Origin of the sequence: Ralstonia mojiangensis (genome assembly GCF_023955645.1) — a bacterium.
GTDB classification, from domain to species: domain Bacteria; phylum Pseudomonadota; class Gammaproteobacteria; order Burkholderiales; family Burkholderiaceae; genus Ralstonia; species Ralstonia mojiangensis.
Genome location: NZ_JAMXHU010000004.1, coordinates 357443 through 372700, shown reverse-complemented (window position 1 = coordinate 372700; position 15258 = coordinate 357443). Strand labels below are relative to the sequence as shown.

The following is a 15258-nucleotide window of genomic DNA, read 5'->3' as shown; positions in this document are numbered from 1 at the left end:
TTTGTGTTTTGGTCGTCCGCCAGGGCGATCAACCGTATGTCTGGAATGCGCGTCGCGTCGGGTCGTCCAAATGCGGGACGCCGTTGAAAGTGGCCAACTGGAACGATTCAGCGTTGAAGAAATACTGCGAGACGCTGCTGTTGCGGATCTGCAGATTCAGCGCGATGGCGCTCGTGGGTGGGGCGGCCAGCACCTGCTGCGCGGTTACCGCAATTGGGCCGCCGGAACTGATCGCCAGCACACGCTGCCCGCCGCCGGCCTGGATGGCCGCGCGCGCATCGGCCACGCGCTGCTGGAAGGCGGCCCAGGTCTCGGGCAGCGGCCCGCGAATCTTGTCGTCCGACCAAAGATGCAGCACCTGCTTGAGCGCCCGGTAGTGATCGCGCATCGAGCCTGAGGCCAGTTGTGTCAGCTCCGGAAAATCTTCGCCGAGCGCGGCAAAGAGCCCCTGGAAGTCGTATTCGTTCAGCCCGGCGTGCTGCTCATACGCTGCGCCCGAAATGCCCATGCCGCGCAGGATGCCGTCGACGGTCTGCTCATGGCGGCGCAAGGTGCCACAGATGACGCGATCAAAAACAATGTCCTGCCGCGCGAAATATTCACCAAGCCAGACGCTCTGCTGCTCGCCGCGTTCAGAGAGCCGGTCGTAATCTGCCGCGCCAAACGAGGCTTGTCCGTGCCGTACGAGATAAAGCTCCGCCATCGTCTGCTCGCCAAATCAAAGGGGATCAGATTAGCGGGGCGTGCATTATTTGTGAAATTTATTCTTTGAATGACCGGTAATGCATGCAATGAATAGTTGCACCAGTGCTTGATCGTGCCACCCGCCGCCCCTGCATGACTTGTCTGCCAGAGCAAGCTGCGGGTGACACCCGTGCGCCTCGCGCAACATGGCCGCCCCCGCAAGCACCGATCTTGTGTGTAATGGCCGTTTTGCCACTCCGCTACAAAGGTCCCGTATGAAACCATCCCGCCTTGCCGTTGCTGCGCTGCTGCTGTGTGCCTCAGGGCTGTCCTGCGCTGCCGATGCCAATCCCAAGGTGCTGTCCGCCGCAGAGGGTTACCGTGGCGACGCACTGCACCTGCTTGAGCGCTTGGTGAATATCGATTCGGGGACGGGCAACGAAGCGGGGCTCAGCCAGATGGGCAGCATCGTCACCGATGAACTGCGCAAGGCCGGCGCCCACGTGGAAACGGTGTCCGCCGCGCCGGCAGTCGGCAACAACATCCTCGCCACCTGGAAGGGCACTGGAAAGACGCGCATCTTGCTGATGGCCCACATGGACACCGTTTTCAAAGACGGCACGGCCCGCGCCAAGCCGTTCACCATCAAGGACAAGCGCGCCTACGGCCCCGGCGTGATGGACGACAAGGGCGGCGTGGTGGCGGGTTTGTACGCGATGAAGATTCTTCAGCAGCTCGACTTCAAGCAATACGGGCAAGTCACGCTGCTGCTCAACACCAACGAGGAAACCGGCTCCAAGGGCACGCGCGCGTTGATCGAGCGCGAGGCCAAGCAGCATGACGTGACGCTCAACCTGGAGCCCGGCCGGCCCGCTGATGGGCTGGTCGTGTGGCGCAAGGGCAGCGGCACGGCGGAGATCGACATCAAAGGCAAGGCCGCGCACGCCGGTGTGGCACCCGAATCGGGTCGCAACGCCGCCAACGAATTGGCGCACCAGGTGTTGCAGCTCGGCAAGTTGGGCGACAGCGCCAAGCAGACGACCTTCAACGTGACCGTGCTCAAGGCGGGCGACGCAACCAACGTCATTCCCGACCATGCAACGGCCTATGCAGACGTGCGCGTGGCCGTGCCGGAGGAGTTCGACCGCGTGGAACGCGATCTGACGCGTGTGTCGGCCAACAAGCTGATCCCCGATACGGAAGTGAAGACGTCGCTGGTGCGAGGCTTCCCCCCGATGCCGCGCAATGCCGCGTCGGACGAACTTGCCGCCAAGGCGCAAGCCATCTACGGCGAGATCGGACGCAAGCTGACGCTTGAGGGCAGCGGCGGCGCGGCTGATTCCAGCCTGTCGGCGGGTGTCGGCACGCCCACGCTCGATGGTTTCGGCATCGTTGGCGGCGGCATCCATACGCCGGAGGAATACGCGGAAGTGGAGAGCCTCGTGCCGCGTCTCTATCTGCTGTCGCGCATGATCATGGAGCTTGCGGCGAACAAGTAAGCGCCGCGCCGGCGGTACGCAACAACGAACGGGTGATGGCGCGGCGCTGTCACCCGTTTTGTTTTGTTGACCGCGCGGGCCGCTAAGCAGGCATCGGCGAAAGCAAACCCAGCCAAGCCACAAGCACGAGGATGAGCATGGCAAGGCAGGTCTCCGCCTGCAGGCTTCTATGCAGCGCCTTCACCGCGCCCGTCGAATCGCCCACGCTGAGGGCGGCCGCAAGCCCCGGGCTCAGCCGATAGCGATTGCCTGCCGCCAGCGCGAGCATCAACACAAACAGCGTGAGCTTGCCAAGCAGCAACCATCCATACGGCGTGGTGAAGAGCGCATCGAACGTTGGGCCGGCGACAAGCACGTAGTTGACAACGCCCGTGGCGATCAACATCCCAACGATGCACGTGCCGATGGTCGCGAAGCCGCTGGAGGCAAGGCTGAGCGTTTGCACCGAATCCGGCGTGCGGGCCCGCGCAGCCAACGACAGCAAGACGAAGGCGACCAGTGCACCCACCCACGTGCCAGCCGCCAGCAGATGTGCGATGTCGGCGGCGAGATGGACCATGCCACGCACGCCGTCGTCCATGGCGCCGTGCCCGGCCCACGCAAGCGTGGCCAGCGCGATGCCGCCCGACGCCGCCAGCCCAATCTGTCGGCGGCGCGTATTTCGACGCCACGCGATTGCCGTGACGAGACCCGCCGCAAGCACCGCTATGCGCACCAGCCATGCCGCGCCGACTGCCGTGCCGGTCAGGATCATGTCGAAGACATGGCGGGTCAACTGGCTGTAGTGCGTGGCGCCTGTCATCGACTCGGCCATCGCCACCACGTCCCAGAGCGACAGCACGATGCCGGCCAATGCCGATGCTTCGGCCACCCTGCCGTACAAGCGCGAGATGGCTGACGGCCGATCGGTCGGGCCCAGCGCGTAAAGGCTGAAGAGCGATACGCCAAAGAGCGCCATCAAATCCAGATACAGCGCAAAGCGCAGGGTGACGGCCAGCCAGTCCTCCGGCATTGCGTTACTTCACCTGGAACGTGAGGTTGCCGGCCACGCGGTGGGTGTCTGCGGCAACAACATGCCAGTCAACGCGATACGGCCCGGCCGCGAGTTGCTGCGTGGGCGATATGGTCAGCGTGCGCCCGTCGCTGCTGGTGGCAACCTTGGCGGCCACATTGGTGGGGCCGGATGCTGCCGTCATGACAAGCGTTGCGTCACAGAACTGCGCGACCAGTTTTTCCGAGAAATGGAGCGCAATCTGGGCCGGCGCTGGGCCCGTCGATTTGTCGGCGGGATTGGCCGAGAGCAGCTTTGGATGGGCCAGCGCCAGCGTGGTGATGAGGGCGGCACCGACGGCCACACATGCTCGGGCAAGTCGGGAGGGGCTGAGCATAGGCATGCGGGTTTCCTGCGAAGTTGGGGGATGGCGGCTAGCGTAACGCATTGTTTTCCGCTCGGGCGTAGAGTCAGGAGCGGCCGCGTGCCCATGTGCGCGCGGCAGCGCAAGGCCAAACTAGATGTAAACGACCACATCCCGCAACCCGCATTGCCGGGCCGATGTGCTATCGTCGCCGCCACGAAAAATTCACAAATTCCGGGTATGCACGACGTCGTCATCAGCGGCACGGGCCTGTGGGTCGCGCCCGAGGTCATCACCAACGAGGAGCTGGTCGCCTCGTACAACGCCTACACCCAGCTCTACAACGCGGAGCACGCTGCGGCGATTGCGGCGGGCGAGCTGCCGGCGCTGGCGGAATCGTCGGCGGAGTTCATCGAGAAGGCTTCGGGTATTCGCCAGCGCTACGTGGTCGACAAAGCTGGCGTGCTGGACCCGACGCGCATGCGCCCGCATCTGACGCCACGCCCCGACGATGCGTTGTCGCTGCAAGCCGAGATTGGCGTGGCGGCCGCGCGCGATGCATTGGCCGCCGCTGGCCGCGATGCCGCCGACGTCGACATGCTGCTGTGCGCGACGTCCAACTTCCAACGCCCGTACCCGGCACTGGGCGTGGAGATTCAAAACGGCATTGGCGCGGGCGGTTACGCGTTCGACATGAACGTCGCGTGCTCGTCGGCCACCTTCGGGTTGGAGCAGGCCATCAATGCGGTGCGCAGCGGCACAGCGCGCGCCGCGCTGGTGGTGAGCCCGGAAATCACCTCTGGCCACCTCGATTGGAAAGACCGCGACTGCCACTTCATCTTTGGCGACGTGTGCACGGCCGTGCTGGTCGAGCGTGCAGAAGACACGCGCTCCACCGACGCCTGGCGTGTGCTCGGCACCAAATGCGCGACGAGCTTTTCCAACAACATCCGCAACAACGCCGGCTACCTCTCGCGCAGTGAAGACCGCAACCCGGACGACCGCGATCAGCTCTTCCGCCAGGAAGGCCGCAAGGTCTTCAAGGAAGTCTGCCCGATGGCCGCCGAACACATTGCCGGTCATCTGCAGCAACTGGGCCATGTCCCGGCCGACGTGCGCCGCTTCTGGCTGCATCAGGCCAACCTGGCGATGAACCAGCTGATCGGCAAGCGCTTGCTTGGGCACGATGCGTCGGCGGACGAAGCGCCGGTCATTCTGGATGAATTCGCCAACACGGCATCGGCGGGTTCCATCATTGCGTTCCACCGCCACCGTGCCGACCTGAAGTCGGGCGACCTGGGCATGATCTGCTCGTTTGGCGCGGGCTATTCGATCGGCAGCGTGGCGGTACAGAAGCAGTAATCGACCTGCACCGAATCGCGGACGACGCTCAGGTCTGACCGGGCAGCGTCGCCGCGAAAAAGTCCAACGCCCGGCGCACGGCCTGGGCATGCACCGCATCGCGATCGACGCCGGGGTTGTCCTTGCACAGCAGCGGCACATAGGGTGCGGCACCTGGCAGGCACGTGTCCACGAACGTGTAGTGCGACGCGCCCGGCACCAGTAGCAGATCGGCCTTGGGCAGCATCTTGGCGACGCGGCGTACGTTGGTGTCGACGGGCACGGTGACATCCGCGTCTCCGGCCATCAGTGAGACCGGAATGCTGATATTGCCGAGCGATGTGGCGTCCATCGCCATGCCCACTGCGGGCGCCATCGCAAAGACGGCCTTGATGCGTGCGTCGCGGTAGGACGCACCGGAGCGGGCGAGGGATGCTTCCGTTTGCGGTGACCTCGTTGTGTCGGCAGCCGGGTTGATCTGCGCGCGGGCCATCTCCGGCGGATGGCAGATCGCATCGGCCTGCGGCGAGCCGCAGAACGCCATGAAAGCCGGAACATCCGTGCGCCCGCCGGCTAGCTCCAGCACGGTATACCCGCCCAACGAAAAGCCCACTGCGCCGATGCGCGTGCGGTCGACATGCGCGCCCAATACGGGGTCGGCGAGAACGCCATCCAACACCTCGCTCACATCAGTGGCGCGCTCCCACCACAGCATGAAGCCGTCGTGCGTGAGCGGTTCCAGCGCCGTGTTGCCCGGGTGGTTCACGCCCGCGACGATGTAGCCGTTTGCTGCCAACGCTGCGGCCATCCAATCGAGGCTTCCTGCCGTGCCGCCCGTGCCGTGCGAAAGCAGCAGCAGCGGATATTGCGCATGCGTTGACGCGAGCGGCGCTTCGCCCGCCGATGGCTGCATGCGGAAGGGCGACCGGCCCGGTGCGTCAATGTTGTGCAACACCTCCGGCACAGAAACGTCCACCGGATACCAGACGTTGGTGATGAGCGCCTGCGTGCGTGCCCCGCGCCAATGGCGCTCAGCCTGCGGGTGGAACGCGCGTGTGGTTTCACCTACGTGGTACTGCGCAGCAGGCTCATCAGCGGAACCGGCATAGGCAGCGCCCATGGCAATGGCCGCCAGTGCGGCGGCAAGGCAACGACGCAACATCTTTACTCCTTGCGGATGGGGATCATCAGGTCGGTGACGCACGCGCGTGGCGGGCGGTGCCGCCCTGGGCCGCGATACAACTCAAGCGCTGGCCGGTCGTCTGGTTCGAAGCCGTAGCTCGGGAGGCAGCCGCCGTAGAGCGCCTGCATGGTGGGCGCGATCAGCGCGTAAGGGCCGATCAGCCGATGACAAGCGTAGAAACCGCCTTCGATGCGCATCGGCAGCAGGCGGCCAGTGATCGCGCGCGGCGTATCGAGGATCACGCCCGCGAAGTATTCGAACGAGCCAGGCGTTTCCGGGTCGCCATAGCAAACGCCAATGCGGTCAGGCGCATCCGCCGATTCCATATCGATGCCAAGCAGTTGCCGCAGCATGACAAACGTCTGGCGAATGGTCGCAACGGGGCCGTCGTGGCGCAGGCAGAGCGCGTGCAGAGGCGGCTGTTCGATCAGCTCGATGGGCGGCAGGTCTGCGGTCTCGGTGCTGCGCACATTGAACGCCTGCTGCCGGCTCTGGAACGCGCGCGGGCTTACGCCGGTGAATTCACGGAAAGCGCGGGCGAAGGCCTGTGGGCTGCCATAGCCGACATTCAGTGCGACATCGGTGACGGAATCTTCTGCGCCGCTCAAACGGTGCGCAGCCTGCGCCAGCCGCAGGCGCTGGACGGTCTCGAACACGCCTTCGCCGGTGAGCGCGCGGTAGATGCGATGAAAGTGAAACGGCGACAGGTGCGCTACCGCCGCCAGGCTCTGCACCGTGTGCGGGGCGGCAGGGTCGGCCAGGATCGCCTCGATCACGCGGGCGATGCGGCGGTGATAGTCGTGTTCAGTGCGCGGTTTCATGGGGCAAAGCATAGTCGCCCCGCAGGCGCCGCGCGGTGCAGCGATTGCGCAAATGTGCGCCTATGGCTATCGGCTAACGCCCCGCCGTGGCCCGCAAGGTGGACGCGAACGTGCGTAGCGCCTTCTTCGCCACAGGATCGGTCAAACGCGAATGCAGCACCACGCTGCGTGGTGGAAGCGGGGGCAGACCGAGCGCTTCGCCCATGTCCACCGTGCCGGGTGGCGCCACGCGGCGGCTGAGCGCCGCCACGGCCAAGCCCGCTGCCACGGCTGCCACGATGGTGGCCACGCCGCCGCCCACAAACACCTCCTGCCAGGCAATGCCCGCGCCTTCCAGCGTGGCGACTGCCATCTGCCGTATGCGGCACGTATCAGCTTGATTCGCCAGGCGGATTGGCTCGCCGGCGCGGTGCTCGAAGTCGGGCGCGGCCATCCAGCCGAACGGTTCTTCCATAAGGACTTCGCCGTCGGTGCGGCGGTTGTCGTGGCGCAGCACGATGGCGGCATCCAACGCGCCGCTCTCAAAAATGTCGAGGACCTCCCACGAACTGGCGATGCGGATTTCCAGCGTCAACGCCGGTTCGGCCAAGCCCATCTGACGCAGCAGACGTGGCAGCTCGGCCCCGACGATGTGATGGCTGATTCCGACCGACAGCCGTCGCCGTTCCACGCCAAATGCGCCCAGCGCGCCCTCGTGCGCGGCCACCAGCTCGCGCGCCGCTGCCAGAAAGGCGGCGCCATCCTGCGATAGCCGCACGAGGCGCGGCGTGCGTTCCAGAAGCCGGCGGCCGAGCGCATCTTCCAGCCGTTTGATCTTCAGGCTCACGGCGGATTGCGTGGAGTCCATGGCCTCCGCCGCGCGCGTGAAGCTCTTCAGATCGGCCGTCAGCACGAAAGCCTGTACAGCCTCCAGGTCGAGCATTCTCATGTTCAATCATTTTGAAATCGAATGATTGAAATATCTTAGGATGTCTTTTTTCAATGATCAATGTGAGGCATGCTGTGGTCACTGCAAACCAAGGAGTGGACCATGCCTCTCGTTCAGGTGTCACTGCGGCGCGGCAAGCCAGCCGCTTATCACCAGGCCATTTTCGACGGCGTCTATCGCGCCATGCGCGAGACGTTCAACGTGCCGGAAGACGATCGCTTCATGACGCTCACCGAGCACGACGCGAGCACCTTCAGCGTCAGCCCGACCTACTTCGGCATCGCGCGCAGCGACGACGTTGTGATCATCCAGATCACCGCCAACAACACGCGCAACCGTGAGCAGAAGCAGGCGCTCTATCGCCGCATCGTCGAGCTGCTGGGCGACAAGCCCGGCGTGCGGCCCGAAGATGTGTTCATCAATCTGGTGGAGGTGCTGCCCGAGAACTGGTCGTTCGGCAACGGTATCGCGCAGTACGCGCAATGACGCCGCGCCAGGCGCTTCTGGCGCACCTGGGCGGCGTGTTGTGGGCGGCAGTGTTGATTGTCGGCGCGGCGGTCACCTTGGCGGCCGTCACGCGCGACGTATTGCAGATGCTCAGTCCTTGAGCGAATTGCCGAGCATGTCGAGCAGGAATTGCGTGCCGCGCTCACGCGATCCGGAATCGTCGTAGCCATCCAGGAAGGCGCCTTGCTCGGTCATCACAAGGTGCGTGCCGCCCGAACCGTCCTTCGGCTCACGCAATTCCAACGTGGCGAGCGAGGCGGAAATCTTGCGATCGTCCAGGTGCATCACGTACGAATAGACGACCCGCTCGTTGGGGATGACGTCGTGATACAGCGCTTCAAAACTGGACACGACACCGCTGTCCCACCGGCCCTTGACGACTTCGCGGCCGCCGGGCGTGGCATCCATCTCACGCACGAGCAAGGTGTAGCCGTTGCCGCCGGCAAACCACTTGGCCTTGGCGGCCGGGTCTGTGAGGGCCTTGAACACGCGCGAGCGCGGTGCGTCGTACGTGCGCTCCACCGTGAAGGTGGCATGCACCACCGAGCGCTGGATGCCATCGGCCACCGGCACGCTTGCGGCTTCGCGCTCCAGCTTGTCCAGCGTCTGCTTCCAGCCTTCGGACGCGCCCTTGATCATCATCTCGGCAATCGGCGCGAGCGGCGTGTGGGTCTGCGTGACTTCCATGCGCGTGCCCCCGCATTCTTCGGCAAATGTGACGACGGTGTGGGCGTTCATCAGCGGGCGGTTGTCGCCGTCAACGACGTTCATGTCGATCACCAGGCGCGCGTTCGGCACGATCTCCAGAAAGTGCCCCCGCGACCAGTGGTCTTGCCCCTCGGGCGAGCGCATGCAAACGTCGAACTTGCCGCCCACGCGAAACTCGACCGTCGCGTCGGGCACCGTGTAGTGCGTCGGGCAGAACCAGCGCTTGATGTGCTCGGCGGTGCTCCAGGCCTTGAAGACCCAGTCGCGGGATACCGGGAAGGTGCGCGAGATCACGAGGGGGCGCAGGGTCGTGCTGGCGGGGCTGTCAATGGTCGTCGTCATGCAAGTCTCCTTGGGTTTTGAGGGTGTCCAGATAGGCGCCGAGGCGGTCGAAGTGCTGTTCCCACTCCAGGCGTCGTTGGTTGATCCACTGCTCGGCGAGGCTCAGCGCCTCGGGTTCGATACGGCAAGTCCGCACGCGGCCCACCTTTTCCGATCGCACGAGACCGGAGTTCTCCAGCACCGACAGGTGCTGCATCACCGCGGGCAGCGAGATATCGAGCGGTTGGGCAAGTTCGCTCACCGACGCCGGCCCGCGCACGAGCTGCACCAGCATCGCGCGCCGGTTGCCGTCGGCCAGTGCCTGGAAGGCGAGATCGAGGGAAGTGTCATGGTTAAGCATGTGGTTAACTATAGCGACTCTGAATAGTTAAGCAAGTACTTTATCTTTCTGTCGTTGACACACCAATTTACTTCGCATACAAAGTAAACACTTCGCATGCGAACTAAATCGACGTAATGAACAGCACACCGCACACCATTCCCGCTACGGACGGCTACCCGCTGGGCGCCATGCTCTGGGCGGCTGCCGGCACACCCCAGGGTGTGTTGGTCATGCATCCGGCTACGGGCGTGCCGCAACGCATCTACCAAGCGTTCGCCAAGTTCCTGGCCGAACGCGGTTTCCACGCCATCACGTATGACTACCGCGGCATCGGCGCATCCCGGCCGAAGAGCCTGCGCCGCTTTGCTGCCCGCATGCGCGACTGGGCGCTGCTCGACGCCGAAGGCGTGATGCGATGGGCAAGGGCGCGCTACCCCGAGCTGCCGCAACTGGCGGTCGGGCATTCGGTGGGCGGCCACGCCATCGGTCTGTGCTGCGCCGACTGGGATGTCGCGGGCGTGGTGCAGGTGGCCTGCCACACGGGCAACTCGCGCTTCATCCGCCAACGCGGCGAACGCTGGCGCGTGGAGTTGATCCTGCGCGGCATTGGCCCCTTGATGGCGCGGTTGATTGGCTACGTGCCGGGCAAGCGCATGGGCCTGGGCGAAGATCTGCCCGGCGGCGTTGCCATCGAATGGGGCGCGTGGGCCGGCATGCCGCGCTACTTTTTCGACGACCCGACGCTGGGCGCCACCGAACGCTTCAACCGCGTGACGCATCCCGTGCTCGTCTACGGCTTTGACGACGACCCGTGGGCTACGCCCGCCGCCATCAACGCGTTGACGATGCACTTCACCAACACGTGGGTCGAGCGCCGGCAAATCACGCCTGCACAGGCCGGGGGCGCGGTGGGGCACATGGGCTTCTTCCGCTCGCAGTTCGCCACCACGCTGTGGCCAGGTCTGGCGGATTGGCTACGCGAGCGTGCCGCCGCCACACGCAACGAAGCGGTGGCTGCATGACGGCACCCGACCGCCGCCTTGTCTATCTGATCAGCGTTGGGCAACGCCGCCTGCAGCGCTGGATTCAATCGCGCACTGGCGAGGGCGTGACCGCCGCGCAGTCCGGCCTGCTGTTCTTCCTGGAGAAGAACGACGGCGCGTTGATGCGCGAAGCCGGCGCCGCGTTGGACCTCGGCCCGTCCGCCATGAGCGGCCTGGTCGATCGCTCAGTCGACGCCGGCTTGATCGAGCGCCGCGCCGATGCCAAGGATGGCCGCGCCTGGCAGCTCTGGATCACGCCCGCCGGACGTGAAGCCTTGGCAGAAACACGCAACGGCCTTGCCGAGCTGAATGCGCGGCTGACCGAAGGCTTTACCGACGCCGAGATCGATGTTGTCGCACGCTGGCTCGCCAGCCTGCAAACCAAGTTCCCCAACGGAGACGAGCAATGAGTGAACACATCCAGAGCCGCACCGCCGATGGCGTGTTGACGCTCACCCTGGCACGCGCCGACAAGAAGAACGCCATGACCGACGCGATGTACGGCGCGCTGGCCGATGCGCTGGACGCCGCCGAGCGCGACAACAACGTGCGCGTGGTGCTGCTGCGCGCTGAAGGCGACATGTTCTCCGCCGGCAACGACATCGGCGAATTCGCATCGATTGCCATGACCGGCGGCAAGGGTGAGGGCGAACGCAACGTCATCCGTTTCCTGCATGCGCTGGCACGTGCCACGCGCCCGCTGGTGGCCGCAGTGCAGGGCCGCGCGGTCGGTATCGGCACGACCATGCTGCTGCATTGCGACTTCGTGCTCTTGGCGGACAACGCGCAGCTTTCCACGCCGTTCGTCAATCTGGCGCTGGTGCCGGAAGCGGCATCGAGCCTGCTGATGCCCGCGCGCCTGGGCCATGTGCGCGCGTTCGAGATGTTCGCGCTGGGCGATGCGGTGAGCGCGGAATCGGCGCTCGCGTGGGGCTTGGCGAATCGGGTGGTGCCGTTGTATCAGCTCGGCACGGAGGCGGAGGCAATTGCGGCGCGGTTGGCGCGCCAGCCGCTGGGCGCCCTGACCGAAACCAAGCGGCTGATGCGCGATGCCGAATTGCTCAAGCAGCAGATGGATGCCGAGAGCGCCTGCTTTGCGCAGCGCCTGAAGTCTCCGGAGGCGCATGAAGCCTTCCGGGCGTTCGTCGATCGACGGCCGCCCAATTTCAACGCCGTGGCGCACTGAGCGCGGCGGTGTCTCCTTCGGCGGTCCTGGTCCGGCCGCCTTTTTTCATTCAAACCGCCAAGCGCCCCTGTGTTGCCGCCACGGAAATCGTCGCTTCCATGCCAGCGGTGAACCGCAGGTAATCCGCTTCCATGCCGTCGGAAAAAATCACGCCGTTCTCGGGCATGCGCGAGCGCAGCTTGAGCGGCTGATCCGCATCCACATGCCCGAACACGAGCGTGGCCTGCGATGCGCGGCTCGGAAACGGCTCGCGCACGGCGAACGTCAGTTGCGGGGTGTCCCACGGTTCGGGTTCGTAGCGAAAGCCATCGCCGCCCGCATGCATGGCGCGTGCAACGCCCATCGAACCCGTCACGATGCTCTTCAGCCACGCCGTCGAACCCAACCCCGTGGCGACGATGATCCCCGACGACGATTGCGCTTCGCGCCGCTCGCCCACCTCGATTTCATACAACGCAGATGCATGCGTGCGCGGCCCGATGAAAAGGTCGTTGACGGCGCGCAGCACTTGCCCGTCGGACAAACGCGCTTCGGCCATCGTCACGGCCTTGGTGGGGCGCTTGTCGCGCGCCACGTCGGCCAGCACGGTGCCGAGGTCTTTCGGCTCGAAGGGCAGCAGCACGCCGTCCCAGCGGCCGGGCTCCGGGTTCAGCCCAATCAGCGGCTGGCCGTCGAGATACTTCATCGAGTTGGCGACCAGCCCGTCTTGCCCAAGCGCCACGATGATGTCGTCCGGCGCAAAGATGAAGTTGGGCAGGTAGCTGCGGTCCACCACCTGGTAACGGCCCCAGGCTTCAAGCGCGCGCACGGTGATTTCGAGGCTGCGCGCGTAGGCGGCGTTCTCGGCCAGGTAGTCGGAAAAATCGGCGCCCAGGTGTTCGAGATAGAACTTTGCCTGCGCCAGCGTGTGGTGGCGCGCCACCAGCTCTTCAAGCCGGGTGCGGCGCGTCACCAGCACGACCTTGCGGCCATCGGTGCTCATGATGCTGCCTTGCTGGTGGCGGTGGCGTTCATCAGCCCTTGCAGCAGGTCTGGCGACACGTTGAGCTGGCCGATGCGCTCGGCACGTTCGGCAATGCCGCCAAAGGCCTGAGCGATGAGCTGGCCAGGCTGCATGCCGGCTGCAGCAAGCGCGTTGACGATGCGTGGGTCGGCCTTTTCCAGCGCCTGCATGACGGCGGCCACGCGGTAAGCCTCGGCTTCGGCCAGCGTGCGGCTGTTCTCGGCCTGGCCGGCCACGAAGGCCTTGCGCTGGCCTTCGAGTTCCACATCGGCGGCCATCTGTTCGTTGCGCAGGGCATTCTCCTTGCGCATCAGCGTGGCCTTGGCTTCCATCTGCGTCTCGCGGATCTGGCGCTTCTTCTGCTCGACGGCGATGTCGGTGTCCAGCTCGTTCTGGCGGATGGCGCGTTCGTTTTCTACGGCCGACATGCGGCGCAAATAGACGGCGTCATCCGCGGCCTTGAGGTTGGATTCACGCGCCTCGGCTTCCAGCGCGCGAGCGATGTCGGGCGTCGGCTTGACCGCCATGACCGACACGCCGAGGACTTCCAGCCCCAGCGCAGCCACTTCCGGTTGCGCAGCCAATTCGGCTTGCGCGGTGCGTGCGATGGCGGCCGATGCGCGCAGCGCAGCCTTCAACTCCATCGCCTGGACGGCCTGCTGCACGATCACTTCGACCTGCTGAGCGACGCGATCGCCCAGACGCTTCGGGTCTTCCGACACGTAGGTCTGGCCGTTCTTGGCAAGCGAGAAATCCATCATCGCGGCGGTGCGGCGCGGGTCGCTGATGCGGTATGTCACCTGGCCCTGCACAGTCACGCTTTGGAAATCGGCCGTCACCAGTTCAAGGATGAACGGGCGGTCCTGGCTGGCCACCGGCACGGCCACCAGCGTGGTCGTCGGGCCGTAATAGAAGAACGACAGGCCCGATCCTTCGCGCACCACCTTGCCGGCGCGGAACTGCATGAGGTGAACGGTGGGCTGCGACTTGATGAAACGGATGCCGAACATGGTGACCTCCCTTTTTGTGTTTGAGTTGTACAGTACAACTTGTATGGGTTGGACAATACAACTTACTATTGAGGCAGTCAAGAAATTTGTGACCCGCCATGGCCACCCGATCGTCTGCCAAGTCCTTCCCGCTACCGTTCACCACCGTGGATGTCGTCATCTTCACGGTGCTGGATGATGTATTGCGCGTGCTGCTCGTGCAGCGCCCCAACGCCGAAGGCGAGCCTTTTCCCGGCGCATGGGCGCTGCCCGGCGGGTTTGTCGATACGGCTGTCGATGCCACGTTGGAAGACTGCGCGCGCCGCAAGCTGCTGGAGAAGACCGGCGTGGGGAGCCCGTATCTTGAGCAGCTCGGCAGTTGGGGTGGGGCCACACGCGACCCGCGCGGCTGGTCGGCCACGCATGTCTACTTTGCGTTGATGCCCGCGCAGGGTGTGGCGCTTGCCAAGGGCGCCAATGCGGCCGACGTGGCGTGGTTTGCAGTGGACGACGTGCTTCGCGCGCCTGAACTCGCCTTCGACCACGCGGAGATCCTGCGCACCGCCGTGGAGCGTTTGCGCAGCAAGGTCGAATACACGTCGTTGCCGGCGTTTTTGCTGGCCGAGCCGTTCTCGCTGCCGCAGTTGCAGCGCATGTACGAGATTGTGCTCGGTCGCCCAGTCGATAAAAGCGGCTTCCGCACCCGAATGCTGTCGGCCAATTTTCTGGAAGAGGCGGGGGTGGCAGAAGGCGATTCGTACCGCCCCGCCAAGGGCTATCGCCTGATTGACCGCAGCGCGCCGGTCGTCTTCCCGCGCACCTTCAGCCCACGCGGGGGGGATTCAAATACCTGAGCGGGGTAACAGGTGCCGTGACGGAAGGGGTGCAGCGGACCGGGCTAAGCTTGCTCGTCGTCTTCCAAAGAAAATCGCTGTGCCGCACGCGTGCCGTTGCGCACGGTCTCGTCGACTACCCCGCGGTGCACGAGCTTGTGTCCGCTTTCCGGCGCTACCGTCGGTTGTCCCTGGCTGCGGCGGCTGTCGATGCCGGCAATGGGCGCGTCCGGGTCCGGCTCGGGCCTGGTGTTGACCAGCGACGCGTTGGAATAGATGACGTTGTCTTGCCAGAGCGACGGGTCTTTGGCCGCCTCCTGGCTTTTGCCGTCGGTGTCGATCGTGCTGCCGGAGGCTTCGGTGCCGGCGGCATCCACAGAGCGGATGCGTTGTGACGCCTGCCGCACGGGGTCGGCAGGGCTGGGGCCTTGAACATAGGTGGTGCCTGCCTTGCCGACTTCATCCAGCGGCGGGCGGGCAGAACGGAACTTGTCGGAGGGCATAACGGGCTCCT

At 65.1% G+C, this 15258-nt stretch carries 19 protein-coding genes; 8 read left to right on the top strand and 11 right to left on the bottom strand.

Annotated elements, in window-relative coordinates; all coding sequences use genetic code 11:
- Positions 1-28: 28 nt before the first annotated feature.
- The gene (locus tag NG898_RS18265; RefSeq protein WP_252693771.1) at positions 29-703 is read right to left on the bottom strand and encodes a histidine phosphatase family protein; all 675 of its coding nucleotides are present in this window, start codon (positions 701-703) and stop codon (positions 29-31) included.
- 256 nt (positions 704-959) lie between these two features.
- Here NG898_RS18265 and NG898_RS18260 point away from each other — a divergent pair, with 256 nt between their 5' ends.
- Positions 960-2183: a M20/M25/M40 family metallo-hydrolase gene (locus NG898_RS18260; protein ID WP_252693770.1), complete on the top strand. Its 1224-nt coding sequence runs from the start codon at positions 960-962 to the stop codon at positions 2181-2183.
- An 82-nt stretch (positions 2184-2265) separates the two neighbouring features.
- Here NG898_RS18260 and copD read toward each other — a convergent pair whose 3' ends face one another.
- The gene (gene copD, locus NG898_RS18255; protein WP_252693769.1) at positions 2266-3195 is read right to left on the bottom strand and encodes a copper homeostasis membrane protein CopD; all 930 of its coding nucleotides are present in this window, start codon (positions 3193-3195) and stop codon (positions 2266-2268) included.
- A gap of 4 nt (positions 3196-3199) precedes the next feature.
- On the bottom strand, positions 3200-3577 hold the full coding sequence (gene copC / locus NG898_RS18250) for a copper homeostasis periplasmic binding protein CopC (RefSeq protein ID WP_392397966.1): 378 nt from the start codon (positions 3575-3577) through the stop codon (positions 3200-3202).
- Between the two features lie 201 nt (positions 3578-3778).
- Here copC and NG898_RS18245 point away from each other — a divergent pair, with 201 nt between their 5' ends.
- Entirely contained in the window at positions 3779-4900 is a 1122-nt protein-coding gene (locus NG898_RS18245) for a beta-ketoacyl-ACP synthase III (RefSeq protein WP_252693768.1), read from the top strand.
- A 28-nt stretch (positions 4901-4928) separates the two neighbouring features.
- On the opposite strand, the gene NG898_RS18240 is transcribed toward NG898_RS18245, so the two are convergent.
- From NG898_RS18240 to NG898_RS18230, 3 genes are all read right to left on the bottom strand, one after another.
- Entirely contained in the window at positions 4929-6041 is a 1113-nt protein-coding gene (locus NG898_RS18240) for an alpha/beta hydrolase family protein (RefSeq protein ID WP_252693767.1), read from the bottom strand.
- Positions 6042-6043: 2 nt separating this feature from the next.
- A complete protein-coding gene (locus tag NG898_RS18235; RefSeq protein WP_252693766.1) occupies positions 6044-6883 on the bottom strand; it encodes an AraC family transcriptional regulator in 840 nt (279 codons plus the stop codon).
- A 73-nt stretch (positions 6884-6956) separates the two neighbouring features.
- Positions 6957-7811 (bottom strand): LysR family transcriptional regulator, encoded by an 855-nt coding sequence (locus NG898_RS18230; RefSeq protein WP_252693765.1) that lies wholly within the window; start codon positions 7809-7811, stop codon positions 6957-6959.
- A gap of 102 nt (positions 7812-7913) precedes the next feature.
- Here NG898_RS18230 and NG898_RS18225 point away from each other — a divergent pair, with 102 nt between their 5' ends.
- Both NG898_RS18225 and NG898_RS26120 read left to right on the top strand, forming a co-directional pair.
- Positions 7914-8297 carry a tautomerase family protein gene (locus NG898_RS18225; protein WP_252693764.1) on the top strand — a complete coding sequence of 128 codons (384 nt, stop codon included), beginning with the start codon at positions 7914-7916 and terminating at the stop codon, positions 8295-8297.
- Complete coding sequence (locus tag NG898_RS26120) at positions 8294-8419, top strand: hypothetical protein (RefSeq protein WP_260773637.1); 126 nt, start codon at positions 8294-8296, stop codon at positions 8417-8419. The genes NG898_RS18225 and NG898_RS26120 overlap by 4 nt, the downstream gene beginning before the upstream one ends.
- Here the strand turns inward: NG898_RS26120 and NG898_RS18220 are convergent.
- Positions 8409-9368, bottom strand: a complete 960-nt coding sequence (locus NG898_RS18220; RefSeq protein ID WP_252693763.1) for an SRPBCC family protein — start codon at positions 9366-9368, stop codon at positions 8409-8411. The two genes, NG898_RS26120 and NG898_RS18220, sit on opposite strands and share 11 nt — an antisense overlap.
- Positions 9352-9708, bottom strand: coding sequence for an ArsR/SmtB family transcription factor (locus NG898_RS18215; RefSeq protein ID WP_092971126.1), 357 nt, complete (start codon positions 9706-9708; stop codon positions 9352-9354). Before NG898_RS18215 ends, NG898_RS18220 begins: the two co-directional genes overlap by 17 nt.
- A 116-nt stretch (positions 9709-9824) precedes the next feature.
- Here NG898_RS18215 and NG898_RS18210 point away from each other — a divergent pair, with 116 nt between their 5' ends.
- Genes NG898_RS18210 through NG898_RS18200 form a run of 3 tightly spaced genes read left to right on the top strand, consistent with a single transcriptional unit; the run spans position 9825 to position 11919 of the window.
- Positions 9825-10712: an alpha/beta hydrolase family protein gene (locus NG898_RS18210; protein WP_252693762.1), complete on the top strand. Its 888-nt coding sequence runs from the start codon at positions 9825-9827 to the stop codon at positions 10710-10712.
- The gene (locus NG898_RS18205; RefSeq protein WP_252693761.1) at positions 10709-11143 is read left to right on the top strand and encodes a MarR family winged helix-turn-helix transcriptional regulator; all 435 of its coding nucleotides are present in this window, start codon (positions 10709-10711) and stop codon (positions 11141-11143) included. The genes NG898_RS18210 and NG898_RS18205 overlap by 4 nt, the downstream gene beginning before the upstream one ends.
- Positions 11140-11919 carry an enoyl-CoA hydratase-related protein gene (locus tag NG898_RS18200; RefSeq protein ID WP_252693760.1) on the top strand — a complete coding sequence of 260 codons (780 nt, stop codon included), beginning with the start codon at positions 11140-11142 and terminating at the stop codon, positions 11917-11919. The genes NG898_RS18205 and NG898_RS18200 overlap by 4 nt, the downstream gene beginning before the upstream one ends.
- A gap of 49 nt (positions 11920-11968) precedes the next feature.
- On the opposite strand, the gene NG898_RS18195 is transcribed toward NG898_RS18200, so the two are convergent.
- Both NG898_RS18195 and NG898_RS18190 read right to left on the bottom strand, forming a co-directional pair.
- A complete protein-coding gene (locus tag NG898_RS18195) occupies positions 11969-12901 on the bottom strand; it encodes a diacylglycerol kinase catalytic domain-containing protein (protein WP_252693759.1) in 933 nt (310 codons plus the stop codon).
- Entirely contained in the window at positions 12898-13932 is a 1035-nt protein-coding gene (locus NG898_RS18190; protein ID WP_252693758.1) for an SPFH domain-containing protein, read from the bottom strand. Before NG898_RS18190 ends, NG898_RS18195 begins: the two co-directional genes overlap by 4 nt.
- A 98-nt stretch (positions 13933-14030) precedes the next feature.
- Between NG898_RS18190 and NG898_RS18185 the strand changes: the two genes are divergently transcribed.
- Positions 14031-14765, top strand: a complete 735-nt coding sequence (locus tag NG898_RS18185; protein ID WP_252693757.1) for an NUDIX hydrolase — start codon at positions 14031-14033, stop codon at positions 14763-14765.
- Between the two features lie 44 nt (positions 14766-14809).
- Here the strand turns inward: NG898_RS18185 and NG898_RS18180 are convergent, their stop codons facing one another.
- Positions 14810-15247: a DUF3005 domain-containing protein gene (locus tag NG898_RS18180; protein WP_252693756.1), complete on the bottom strand. Its 438-nt coding sequence runs from the start codon at positions 15245-15247 to the stop codon at positions 14810-14812.
- Positions 15248-15258: the final 11 nt, after the last annotated feature.

Coding starts and splice junctions, on each gene's coding strand:
- NG898_RS18265 (WP_252693771.1), bottom strand. CDS start 703: ATGGCGGAGCTTTATCTCGTACGGCACGGACAAGCCTCGTTTGGCGCG.
- NG898_RS18180 (WP_252693756.1), bottom strand. CDS start 15,247: ATGCCCTCCGACAAGTTCCGTTCTGCCCGCCCGCCGCTGGATGAAGTC.
- NG898_RS18230 (WP_252693765.1), bottom strand. CDS start 7,811: ATGAGAATGCTCGACCTGGAGGCTGTACAGGCTTTCGTGCTGACGGCC.
- NG898_RS18220 (WP_252693763.1), bottom strand. CDS start 9,368: ATGACGACGACCATTGACAGCCCCGCCAGCACGACCCTGCGCCCCCTC.
- NG898_RS18195 (WP_252693759.1), bottom strand. CDS start 12,901: ATGAGCACCGATGGCCGCAAGGTCGTGCTGGTGACGCGCCGCACCCGG.
- NG898_RS18235 (WP_252693766.1), bottom strand. CDS start 6,883: ATGAAACCGCGCACTGAACACGACTATCACCGCCGCATCGCCCGCGTG.
- NG898_RS18210 (WP_252693762.1), top strand. CDS start 9,825: ATGAACAGCACACCGCACACCATTCCCGCTACGGACGGCTACCCGCTG.
- NG898_RS26120 (WP_260773637.1), top strand. CDS start 8,294: ATGACGCCGCGCCAGGCGCTTCTGGCGCACCTGGGCGGCGTGTTGTGG.
- copC (WP_392397966.1), bottom strand. CDS start 3,577: ATGCCTATGCTCAGCCCCTCCCGACTTGCCCGAGCATGTGTGGCCGTC.
- NG898_RS18185 (WP_252693757.1), top strand. CDS start 14,031: ATGGCCACCCGATCGTCTGCCAAGTCCTTCCCGCTACCGTTCACCACC.
- NG898_RS18240 (WP_252693767.1), bottom strand. CDS start 6,041: ATGTTGCGTCGTTGCCTTGCCGCCGCACTGGCGGCCATTGCCATGGGC.
- NG898_RS18260 (WP_252693770.1), top strand. CDS start 960: ATGAAACCATCCCGCCTTGCCGTTGCTGCGCTGCTGCTGTGTGCCTCA.
- copD (WP_252693769.1), bottom strand. CDS start 3,195: ATGCCGGAGGACTGGCTGGCCGTCACCCTGCGCTTTGCGCTGTATCTG.
- NG898_RS18205 (WP_252693761.1), top strand. CDS start 10,709: ATGACGGCACCCGACCGCCGCCTTGTCTATCTGATCAGCGTTGGGCAA.
- NG898_RS18190 (WP_252693758.1), bottom strand. CDS start 13,932: ATGTTCGGCATCCGTTTCATCAAGTCGCAGCCCACCGTTCACCTCATG.
- NG898_RS18215 (WP_092971126.1), bottom strand. CDS start 9,708: ATGCTTAACCATGACACTTCCCTCGATCTCGCCTTCCAGGCACTGGCC.
- NG898_RS18225 (WP_252693764.1), top strand. CDS start 7,914: ATGCCTCTCGTTCAGGTGTCACTGCGGCGCGGCAAGCCAGCCGCTTAT.
- NG898_RS18200 (WP_252693760.1), top strand. CDS start 11,140: ATGAGTGAACACATCCAGAGCCGCACCGCCGATGGCGTGTTGACGCTC.
- NG898_RS18245 (WP_252693768.1), top strand. CDS start 3,779: ATGCACGACGTCGTCATCAGCGGCACGGGCCTGTGGGTCGCGCCCGAG.